The organism is Burkholderia sp. B10, from assembly GCF_004368385.1.
Taxonomy (GTDB): domain Bacteria; phylum Pseudomonadota; class Gammaproteobacteria; order Burkholderiales; family Burkholderiaceae; genus Burkholderia; species Burkholderia vietnamiensis.
The window spans coordinates 1-10,594 of sequence record NZ_PQMX01000122.1; the positions used below are offsets into that span (position 1 = coordinate 1).

The window sequence follows — 10,594 nt, forward strand, 5'->3', positions numbered from 1 at the left end:
TAGAGCGACCCAGGGGGAGCGGGCATGGACGAGCCGCTGGAGGAGCCCGTCGGAGTAGGCCCCATGGAAGCGCCACTCGGAGGAGTCGGTTGACGGGGCCGCGTGGCGGGGTGAGCGCACCACGCCTGCCGCCCGCACGTTCGCCGCGGCCGCAAGCCGTGCAGTGATCGCGGAATTTTCAAGCGCTTGTCATTTGGGGCGTACCGCCGGCGCCTCGGCAGCGCTGCCTTGCCCGGTTGTCCGCCGCGGCTCGGCCCCGTCGCAACCGCGCGCGGCGCCAGTACGCCGCGGCTGCACCTGCTGCTGCGCTGCCGATCGGCTGCCCGCCAGGCCCGCGACGGCCCGTGCGCTCGCACGAGGAACGGCCGATGCTGCGCGTGACGACGAAGCCCGGCGGTTCCGGGTATCGACCTACGGTGCAGATATGACCTCCAGAACACGTTCCACTCATCCATTGTTGAATCTGGTCGCGGCCGTCGCATGCGGCGCGGCGGCGATGTACTTTCTCGATCCGGCGTCGGGCCGGCGGCGGCGCGCGTACGTGCGCGACAAGGCCGCTGCGGGCCGGGACGGCGTCGCCGACTATGCGAGCGCTCAGGCGCGGCGCGCGGCCGATCATGCGCGTGGCGCGATCGCCGGGCTGCATGCCGACTGGTTCGCCGGCGAAGCCGACGACGTGCAGATCGCCGAGCGCGTACGCGCCGCATTGGGCCATCTGGTCGCACATCCGCGCGACGTCGACGTGGGCGTCGAGCACGGGCACGTGCGCCTGAGCGGGCAGGTCGAGGAAACCGAGCGGCATGCGCTGGTCGACGGCATCGCCGGGCTGCGCGGCGTGCAGACCGTCGAGGACGCGATGGGCGCGCGCAGCGAATACAAGGCGCCGCCCGCCGGCCCCATGCACTGACGCCGCATGGCTCGCGTCGCCGCATGCGGCCGGCGCGGGCCGACCCGAACCCGCGCACGCGCGGCGCGCGTAACGGCGGCTGCGCGGCGCTTCACCGGAGCCTTGCCGATGTCCGATCGTCCGTTCTCCGACACGACGCCTGCGACACCCGAACCCGGCGCGCACAACGCGCTGGAGAGCCTGCTGGGCAGCCTGCACCGGCACGGTTTTCTGAACTTCGCGAACGAAGTCGTCAGCGCGAACGCGCAGATGGCGCAGCGGCTCGTCGACGCGTTCGACAAGCCCGGCATGCAATCCGGCGTACAGAACCTGATGACGCTGCTGATGGCGCTGTCGCGGATTCCGCCCGAGCAGTTCGGCAAGGTCGCCTTCGCGGCTGCCGACGCGCTGCATCACGTCGGCGCGTGGAAATCGGCCGAGCACGAGCACGTCGCGCCGGGCGTGCGCGGCGCGTATCGGCTGCTGCACGACGAGGCGCTGTGGGATGCGCTGACGCCGCTGCTCGAAGGGTTGAAGGTGTTCGCGCAGGGGCTCGAGCGCGAGCCGCCTGATCCGGCTTCGGCCGCGGCGGGCGTCAGCGCGACCCGCGAAGGGCGCTGAGCGCGACGCAGGCGCCGACATGCTGCTCGCAGAGCGTCGCGAGCTGACGTGCGATGCGTTGCGTGGGTGCGCTGGTCGGCCAGTGCGACACCGCGTCGAGGCGAACCCAGCGGCACAGCGCGATCTCGCGACCCGCGCGCGCGTGCTTGGCCGGCGGCAGCTTCGCGACGAATACGTGGTGACGTTTCGCGCTGCCGTCCACGTAGAAGAAATACGCGAGGTCGAGACCGACGAGGCCCGTCTCCTCCTGCAGTTCGCGATGCGCGGCCTCGAGCGCCGACTCGCCGCGCCGGATCATGCCGCCCGGCAACGTCCAGCGCAGCGCTTGCCGGCGCGCGACCAGCAGGACGCGGCCGTTGCGATGGCAGACGATCGTCGCGCGCTCCTTCGTCAACGGTGCGAGCGGCACCGCGCGCACCGGAAAATCGGACGGGTCGGGGAGCGTCATGCGAGGCGGGTAGGTGATGAGGGCGAGGTCCATGACCATACGCAGCAACGGGTGTGCCCGAAGCGGTGCGAGCGGTGGGCGGCGACGAAGTTGCGGCGGCGTGGTCGTGACGCGTATAGGCTGGACTCGACCAAACAGACCGCGTCAGATTGGCTGACTCAGTTCGGCACGTTGGAGACGTTCGCCGCATCGCGCCGGATCATTGACGATCCGGCGCGTCAGCGGCGAGAGCCGGCGGGCACGTGGTCGACGGTGCCAGTGAGCACGGCGTAACCGTGGCTACCCGGCCGCTAGTCCGGCAGCACGACGCCCGACAGCCGGCGGCATTCGTCGATCAGCCGGTCCTGCACTTCGGGATCGTGCGCGTCCGGATGCGTCGGCCGCGGCATCAGATGATAGAAGTACTGCCCGCTGACGCGCGCCGCGGGATCGTCGCTGGCCGCGAGCCAGACCTGGGTGCGCGGCGCCGCATCGAGATCGTCGGGCGCGCCGGGGCCGCCCTTCTTCGTCGCGACCCAGCCCGGTTCGAGCGCATTCGACAGCACGTCCGGCCAGCGCCGCGCAATCGCGAACGCGAGCAGCACGTCATGCAGCTTCGAGTCCGAATACGCGGCCGTGCCGTCCCATCGGCGTGTGCGCCATTCGAGATCGTCGAGGCTCGCGTCGCCGCTGCGATGCAGACCCGAACTCAGATAGATCAGCCGCCGCGGTTTATCTATCAATGCGGTCAGTACGTACGGCGCGAGCGTGTTGATCGCTAAGACGTGCGGCAAGCCGTCGACCGTTTCGATCCGCCGCGGCTCGCGATACCCGAGCGCCGCGTTGTGGATGATCGAATCGAAACGTCCCAGCCGGTTCGCCTGCGCGGCGACGTCGGCCATTTCGCGCAGGCATGCCAGATCGCCGGACAGCGCAGCGCGCGCGCCCGGCACCGCATCGAGCGCCTGTTGCGCGCGTGCTTCGTCACGGGCATGCAGCACGACCTCGTGCCCATCCTCGACGAGGAGCCGCGCCGCCATCTGGCCGAGACCGTCCGCGGATCCTGTGATCAACACTCTCATCCTTTCTCTCCTGTGATTCGCGGCATGGATCGCGGCGAGCGCGTTGCTCTGCGGTCGCCACGATCGTGCCTGAGTTCGTTCACGCCGCGCGCTCGATCAACCCGCGCAACACCGCTTCCAGCGTGACCGTCCCCTTGACCGTCTGCTCCGGCGCCGCGAAATCGATCCAGCCTTCGTTGAAGCCGTCGAGCATCCGGATGCGCGGCAACGGATGCCGCATTCCCTGCGACCTGAACAGGTCTTCCCAGGTCTCGCGCGGCACCGCCTGCGCGCGCACGTCCTTGCCGAGCAGGTGCGACAGGGTCGCGGCGATGTCGTTCGGCGACACGCGGCGCGGCCCTTCGAACTCGACGATGCGGCTGCCGGTCCAGGTATCGCGCAGCAGGTCGGCGGCGACGCGGCCGACGTCCGCGGTCGCGACCATCGGCACCGGCCGGTCGAGCGGCGTCAGGAACGACGGGATCGTGCCGGTGTCGCGTGCGGGCGCGATGTCCCACGCCGCGTTCTCGATGAACCAGGCCGCGCGCAGGAATGCGACCGGCATCGGCAGCGCGGCGAACTCGCGCTCCATGGCGCCGAGTTGCTGCAGCAGATTGTCCTCCGTGGCCTGCGCGCCGATCGTCGACAGACAGACGACCCGCGCCGGCCGCGCCGCGAGCAGCGCATCGCGCAACGCGGAAATCGCGGCGCGCGACTCCGGATAGCCGGGCGACGGATCGAAGTTCGGCGGCAGCAGCACGAACACGCCCTCCGTACCGGCGAACGCGCGCGACAGCGCGGCGGCGTCGTCCATCTGCGCAATCGCGACGTCGCAGCCCTGCTGCGCCCACTGCGCGCCCTTCGCCGGATCGCGGACCACCGCCCGAACGTCCCGCTCCGCCGCAAGCAGCACCCGCGCGACGACTCCGCCCACCTGCCCTGTAATTCCCGTGATCGCAAACATGACGTTTCCCCTGTTCGATGTGTTTCACGTGTCTTGCGTTTCGACAGGTGCCATTCTGGGCGCCGGCAATTCGCTTCGCGATAACATCGGTGTCATTTGATCCATGACGGGAGGGCATCAATGGCCGGCTTTGACGAACGTATGCTGAACGGCATGGGCGTGTTGGCCGCGATCGTCGATACCGGCAGCTTTGCTGGCGCGGGCGAAATACTCGACATGTCGCAGTCGGGCGTGAGCCGGGCGATCGCGCGGCTGGAAGGCCGGCTCGGCGTGCGCCTGCTGGAGCGCACGACGCGCTCCGTCACGCTCACCGACGAAGGCCGCCGTTTCTACGAGCAGGTGATGCCGCTGCTGGGGGCGCTCGAAGAAGCGACGACCCATGCGACGCAGGGCGCGACGGCGGTGCGCGGCCGCCTGCGCGTGAACGTCGATCCGTTTTTCTCGCGGTTCGTGCTCGGTCCGCAGTTGGGTTCGTTCATCGAGGAATATCCGGAGCTCAGGGTCGAACTGGTGACGCGCGATCAGCTTGGCGACATGATCGCGGACGGCTTCGAGCTGGCGGTGCGTTTCGGGCATCCGCAGCCGTCGACGCTCGTCGCGCGCAAGCTGCTGGAGACGCGCATTCTCACGGTCGCCGCGCCGTCGTATCTGAAGCGGCATGGGCGGCCACTGCAACCCGCCGGTCTGGAGCGCGACACGCATGCGTGCATCCGCTATCGCGATCCGGCCACCGGGCATCCGTTCGACTGGGAGTTTCATCGCGGGCGCAAGAAGCTCGTCGTCGATGTCGCGGGCCGGTTGACGGTGAACGACGTCGGGACGATGCACAGCGTCTGTCTCGCCGGCCACGCGATCGCGCAGGTGATGGAACTGGGCGTCGAAGCGCCACTCGCGGACGGCCGGCTCGTCGACCTGTTTCCCGACTGGCCCGATGACCGTTTCCCGCTGTATGCGCTGTATCCGTCGCGGCGCTACGTGCCGGCGAAGGTGCGTGCTTTTCTCGACTTCATCGTCTCGCTTGCGGCGCCGGCCGCTCATGCGCCGGCCCGCAAGGCTCGTTGACGAGCGACCCGCGCGTTTGCGTCGCGAGGAGTTCGTTCAGTGCCATTGCGAGCGTCGTCGAGCCCGCTCGGTGCTCGATGCTAGCGGCGCCTTCGACGTCGATTCAGCCTTCGTTGAAGTCGTGGAGAGCGTTGAGCTGGGGAATGTGATTGCCCACCGGCGGGGGCTGCGCATCTGATCAGCACGCCGATGCGTGGTGGGAAAAGTCCGGTTTCTGAAAATTCGAAGGGCGCCTTGGGGGCGGGTGCGGCCGACTACGTTGGGCGGCAGTCGGCCGAGGCTATGTTAAAACGCGAAAGAACCCGGTTTTCGAGTGTCGCTTTACCCTTCCCGAGTTGCTGCCAAGCCAATACAGCGCGATCTGAAGGGTCGATCTGTGAGGAAACCATGTTCAGCGTGCGTTTTCACACAGTCTTGGCCATTTTCGGCCCATCGAGAACGATGCACAAATCGACAACAAACTCGCTCAACGCACCTGCGCACGTTTGAACGGGGCGCCATGCGCGAGCAGCATATCTTTTTTGACTTCGGTATCGAAATGCTCCGTCGCGACGATCGCTACTTTCTGCGCTATGACTCGGGCGAACTCGTTATTTGAATGAGGGCTTGAAATCTCTACGGATGATGCCGCGCTGGCCGCACACAGCGAGAAATTTGCCCACGAGGTAATCCTGAAAGTGGATCTGAAACGAAGTCGATCTCGCGGTGAGAGTGGCGTCCATTCAGCCATGTCTTGATGTCTGGCAAGCGATCAGATCGATCACGTTATGCACCGGGACGGATTGCCTTCGTCGCTGAACCGGAAGAACCCTGATCCTTTCCTATCGCCTTTCACCCTCAAGACTCCCGGCGCCTTGCCGATATCAATAGTCGATGCGGCGGTTTCAGCAAAATCATTCACTACCTGAGTTAGTGCCGAATCAAAGTGTCGCAAGGTAAGGCTATGTCGGATTTGAGTAACAGATCACAAGATTACGTGGACGGCGAGATGGTCAGCTTCGCTGTCGTCGGGCGCGATGCTCACGGCGAATTCGTCATCAATGCCTGCAACGCCCGGTTCATCCAAATGGCGGGTGGGATAGCTGCGGATTGGAACACGTTCCCCATCTCATTCGACGCTCTGATTCCGAATCAAGTGGGACTCGAGTTGTGCGAAAAGCTTCGGGCATGCTTCACGTCCGGAGCGGCGCAGGAACTGCGGCAGTCTTTCGCGCTTCATGACGGCGTACACCCGTGGCACCTCTCGCTTAAACCCCTCAGACATACGAGCAGTGGAACGGCCGTGCACGAAGTCCTCGTGACAGGTTTCGATACTGCCTCGGAAACGCGGCTGACACATGAACTCGAAGTGAGTGCTTCCCGTTTTCGGGCGGTGGTCGACTCCGCTTACGACGCGATTGTAACGATCAACGAACAGCACAACATCACGTTCTTCAATCGCGCGGCAGAGAACCTGTTCGGCTACAAGTCCGCCGAGGTGCTGGGACAGCGGATCGAAGTCCTGATGCCGGAAAAGTTTCGCGCGAATCATTCCCGGAACGTCGGGCGGTTCGCAGACTCCGTACAGATGAGCCTGCGGTCGATTACACCGCCCCGCATGGACGAAAGCAACAGCGTGTATGGACGGCATCGGGATGGCACGGTCATCCCCGTTGAAATCGCCATTTCAAAAATAGAAGTGAACGGCGTCATCGAATTCACGGCAGTCGTTCGCGATATCAGAGAACGCGCTGAGCTCATCGCTCTGCTGAAGAAGCAGGCCGTGACCGACGCGCTGACCGGCCTGGCGAACCGCCGCGAGTTTCTGAATTTTGTCGAAAAGGTGCTCGGCACCGACGACCTCCTGTCTGTGTTTATTCTGGACATCGACTACTTCAAGAAGATCAACGACGGCTACGGCCACGATATCGGCGACGAAGTGCTGCGGGTGCTGGCGAAGGTCGGTATGTCGATTCCGCACGAGTCTGGGTTGTTCGCGCGCTGGGGAGGGGAGGAATTCGTCGCGGCATTGCCGGGCGCAGACGCCGCAGACGTGCGTCGGATCGCGGAGACGCTGCGTCGCCGCTTCGAGGAACAGGATTTCGAGCACGCGTGGCGCGTAAAGCCGATCCAATTTACCGTCAGTATCGGTGTCGTCACACGGGAAGCGGGCGAGCGTGATGTCGATGCGTTGATGCGGCGGGCAGACCGGGCGCTCTATGCGGCGAAAGAGTCGGGCCGTAATCGTATCGAGGTCGGTTAAGCGTATCAGGCTTACTGTATGAAGCGAACCTTCGCGGAAGCACGCTGACCTGCCCCCTTTAATAGAGCCAATGGGCTTCTAGCAAAGTCCCTTTAAACCAACTCCTGGAAAGCGGCAGGAGCATCCGCGGTTGCCCGATGTTTCGCCGCAAACTCCGACGGCGCAAGGTAGTTCAGTGCACTGTGCGGCCTTTGCTCGTTGTAGTCCTGACGCCATGCCGCGATGACAGCCCGAGCGTGCGCGAGCGTCGTGAACCAGTGCTCGTTAAGGCATTCGTCGCGGAACATGCCGTTGAACGATTCGATGTACGCATTCTGCGTTGGCTTGCCCGCCTGAATCAACTTCAGCGTGACGCCGTTCGCATATGCCCGCTGGTCAAGCGCGCGGCTCGTAAATTCGGGCCCCTGGTCGGTTCGCACCGCCTTGGGATAGCCACGGAAGCGAGCTGCACGGTCCAATACCCGAGCGACATACAAACCTGAGATGCCATGATCGACGACGATGTCGACAGCCTCGTTCGTGAAGTCGTCGACGACGGTCAGGCACTTCACGCGCGGGCCGTTGGAAAGCGCATCCATCAAGAAATCGATTGACCACACCTCGTTGGGCGCGCCCGGCAATGCCAGTTGCTCGCGCTCAATCATGACGCCCTGGCGCTTGCGACGGCGCCGCACAGCCAGCCCTGCCTCACGGTACAGGCGATAGATGCGCTTGTCGTCTAATTGCTGTCAATTGATCATCCTCCGGGAAAGGGTTCAGACCAGCCGTTTCCTTGTCGTCTTCGTGGTCGTGTTCACGCCACAACATGCCGTCAGAGAGTCGCTACAACGTTCCGATGTGATTGCCGCGGTTTTCCCGCAAAGCGCGTCAAGGAATCGTTGAGGCGACGTAATCAGCCTGGATGAACCGGTACCGCAGTTGTTGCAGGTAAAGCGACTTGCGACGGCGAGCGTGTGGCTATCCCGAGATGAACTCCTTGCTGCTTCTCCACATTGAAAGCGGCAGCGTCGAGAGTTTGCGAGTGGTTGCAACCAGTGCTTTGCGCAGGCCAATCCGGGGAATCAGTGCCTGCGCCCAACGTCGGAGTGCGCGCAGTCGCGCTTATGACGCAGGAGCAAAGCCGACGCCGCCTCGAACAGCATGTGTCTGGTCAGCCGGCAGCCGGTCTTGGATATTCCCCCCGCCCAGCGGTTCCATCAATCTGTTGCATCGACCGGTTGAATCCGCAGCCAGAAGGAGTCGTACGCGGTCTCGCCGAGCCGGACCTGCGGGCGACCGCTTTGTCTTATGAATCGACGGGAACTTCCGGATTGCCGCTATCGAGACTATGGTTATCTTCTAGTCCTGTCCTGCTTCGGGCAGTAGGCGACTTGATGGCAACGTAATACGAAGTGCCAGAGTAGAGCAGGCTCGCACGGATGTTCCGTGTTTCGCCCTATCGCATGCATCCGACTAGTTGGCGGATTGCGTACCGCGCTCCTGCCGTCGTGTTGCCAGATGGGGCGCAAGCGCTGCCACGCTTCAACGAAGGCCGACGCGTGCGATGCGACATCGGCAACCGCAACGAACCATTTGAAAGGATCGATCATGCCTGCATTGGTGGAAGCGACCAAGGACGCCATCGAAAGCCTCCTACCTGAGCTCGAAGCGATCTACAAGGACCTGCACGAGCATCCCGAACTGTCGATGCAGGAAGTGCGCACCGCACGTATTGCAGCCGATTATCTCGAACATGTCGGTTATGACGTTACGCGGGGTATTGGCATGACCGGCGTCGTGGCGGTGTTACGCAACGGCGACGGTCCGACTGTAATGTTGCGCGCCGACATGGATGCGCTTCCGATGGCAGAGGCGACCGGATTGCCGTATGCCAGCACGGCGAGGGCGAAGGACGAGGATGGCCTCGAAGTGGGCGTCGCGCACTCGTGCGGCCACGACATGCACGTGACCTGGCTGATGGGTGTCGCACACCTGATGGCGGCGCACCGGGACGCCTGGCGCGGAACGCTGATGGCGGTCTTTCAGCCGGGCGAGGAGGTGGCGCGCGGCGCCCGCAGCATGATTGACGACGGCATGGCCGAACGCTTCCCGAAGCCGGACGTCATCCTTGGTCAGCACGTCATGGTTGGCGCGGCGGGCACGGTCGGCTATCGGAGCGGCACGATCCTTTCGGCGGGCGACAGTTTGAAGGTAAGGTTGTTTGGACGCGGTTCGCACGGATCGCAGCCACAAACCTCGATCGATCCGGTCATCATGGCGGCTTCGACGACGCTCCGTCTGCAGACGATCGTATCGCGGGAAATCTCCCCGCGCGATAGCGCGGTGCTGACGATTGGTGCGCTGCAGGCGGGAACGAAAGAGAACATCATCCCGGACGACGCGACGCTCAAGCTCAACATGCGCACATTCGACGAAGACGTGCGCGAATACATGCTGGGTGCGATCCGTCGCATCTGTTGCGCGGAATGCATGGCTTCCAACGCACCACGCGAACCCGAATTCACGACGCTCTCGAGTTATCCGCTGACGATCAACGACGCGCAGGCAAGCGAGCGTCTGAGGGCGGCATTCGAAGCGCACTTTGGCGAGCGCGCCTACGAAACGCCCCCGGCAGAGGCGAGCGAGGACTTCAGCGTATTCGGGCGCGAATGGGGCGTGCCATATGGGTTCTGGTTCATCGGCGGGACCGATCCGGATACGTTTAGAAAGGCGTTGGCGGAGAAAAAGCTCAACGAGATTCCCAGCAACCATTCGCCGAAGTTCGCGCCGGTACTCGACCCGACGCTGCGTACGGGGCTGGAAGCGATGCTATGCGCGGCCGGGGCGTGGCTCGACCAGCGAGATACATCGGCGTGAATTCGCACGCGGCCTACTTCGCCCTCGATCTGGTCGGGACTTTCGTATTCGCCATGAGCGGCGCTATTGCCGCTCGCCAAAAGCGGCTGGACCTGTTCGGCACCTTGTCCATCGCGTTCATGGTGGCATGCGGCGGCGGAATCGTGCGTGACGTCTGCATTGGCGCGATTCCGCCGGCAGGGCTTTCAAACTGGAGGTATCTGGCTGTTGATGTCCACGCAGAACTGACCCACCTGAGGCTGTAGTTTTCATCGAATTTTGACCCACGTGATTGAATGTCCTGCTCAATCTTTGAGCAGGGGATACAGAGGTGATCACGGTGGGCATATTGGCCAAGATCAGGCGGATGTATTTCCGCGAGAAGGTCCCGCTGCGCGAGATTGCGAGGCGCACGGGCCTGTCCCGGAACACGGTGCGCAGCTGGCTTCGGCAAACGGATGCCGTTGAGCCGAAGTACCCGAAGCGCGTCAGCCCG

9 protein-coding genes and 2 pseudogenes are annotated in these 10,594 nt (G+C 64.2%); 7 read left to right on the forward strand and 4 right to left on the reverse strand.

Features of this window, described 5'->3' with window-relative positions; translation table 11 throughout:
- Window positions 1–424: 424 nt before the first annotated feature.
- Together C3Y15_RS30230 and C3Y15_RS30235 are read left to right on the forward strand one after the other, a co-directional pair.
- Entirely contained in the window at window positions 425–907 is a 483-nt protein-coding gene (locus tag C3Y15_RS30230) for a BON domain-containing protein (protein WP_045579618.1), read from the forward strand.
- Between the two features lie 108 nt (window positions 908–1,015).
- Complete coding sequence (locus C3Y15_RS30235; RefSeq protein WP_011879983.1) at window positions 1,016–1,507, forward strand: DUF1641 domain-containing protein; 492 nt, start codon at window positions 1,016–1,018, stop codon at window positions 1,505–1,507.
- Here C3Y15_RS30235 and C3Y15_RS30240 read toward each other — a convergent pair.
- The 3 genes from C3Y15_RS30240 to C3Y15_RS30250 form a co-directional block, all read right to left on the reverse strand.
- The gene (locus tag C3Y15_RS30240) at window positions 1,482–1,955 is read right to left on the reverse strand and encodes an NUDIX hydrolase (RefSeq protein ID WP_045579619.1); all 474 of its coding nucleotides are present in this window, start codon (window positions 1,953–1,955) and stop codon (window positions 1,482–1,484) included. The two genes, C3Y15_RS30235 and C3Y15_RS30240, sit on opposite strands and share 26 nt — an antisense overlap.
- A gap of 290 nt (window positions 1,956–2,245) precedes the next feature.
- The gene (locus C3Y15_RS30245) at window positions 2,246–3,016 is read right to left on the reverse strand and encodes an SDR family NAD(P)-dependent oxidoreductase (protein WP_045579620.1); all 771 of its coding nucleotides are present in this window, start codon (window positions 3,014–3,016) and stop codon (window positions 2,246–2,248) included.
- 79 nt (window positions 3,017–3,095) lie between these two features.
- Window positions 3,096–3,959: an NmrA family NAD(P)-binding protein gene (locus tag C3Y15_RS30250; RefSeq protein ID WP_045579621.1), complete on the reverse strand. Its 864-nt coding sequence runs from the start codon at window positions 3,957–3,959 to the stop codon at window positions 3,096–3,098.
- Between the two features lie 120 nt (window positions 3,960–4,079).
- On the opposite strand from C3Y15_RS30250, the gene C3Y15_RS30255 reads away from it, so the two are divergent.
- Together C3Y15_RS30255 and C3Y15_RS30260 are read left to right on the forward strand one after the other, a co-directional pair.
- On the forward strand, window positions 4,080–5,021 hold the full coding sequence (locus tag C3Y15_RS30255) for a LysR family transcriptional regulator (RefSeq protein WP_011879987.1): 942 nt from the start codon (window positions 4,080–4,082) through the stop codon (window positions 5,019–5,021).
- A 943-nt stretch (window positions 5,022–5,964) separates the two neighbouring features.
- Window positions 5,965–7,263, forward strand: coding sequence for a sensor domain-containing diguanylate cyclase (locus tag C3Y15_RS30260; RefSeq protein WP_011879989.1), 1,299 nt, complete (start codon window positions 5,965–5,967; stop codon window positions 7,261–7,263).
- Between the two features lie 92 nt (window positions 7,264–7,355).
- On the opposite strand, the pseudogene C3Y15_RS30265 reads toward C3Y15_RS30260, so the two are convergent.
- Window positions 7,356–7,985, reverse strand: a pseudogene (locus tag C3Y15_RS30265) (IS3 family transposase); the annotation flags it as partial.
- Window positions 7,986–8,850: 865 nt separating this feature from the next.
- On the opposite strand from C3Y15_RS30265, the gene C3Y15_RS30270 reads away from it, so the two are divergent.
- The 3 genes and pseudogenes from C3Y15_RS30270 to C3Y15_RS30280 form a co-directional block, all read left to right on the forward strand.
- A complete protein-coding gene (locus C3Y15_RS30270) occupies window positions 8,851–10,119 on the forward strand; it encodes a M20 family metallopeptidase (protein ID WP_124260313.1) in 1,269 nt (422 codons plus the stop codon).
- A pseudogene (locus C3Y15_RS30275) lies at window positions 10,116–10,325 on the forward strand (TRIC cation channel family protein); the annotation flags it as partial. The gene C3Y15_RS30270 and the pseudogene C3Y15_RS30275, both read left to right, overlap by 4 nt.
- 113 nt (window positions 10,326–10,438) lie before the next feature.
- Window positions 10,439–10,594: helix-turn-helix domain-containing protein (locus C3Y15_RS30280; RefSeq protein ID WP_148091196.1), on the forward strand; the 156-nt coding region annotated here is incomplete at its 3' end.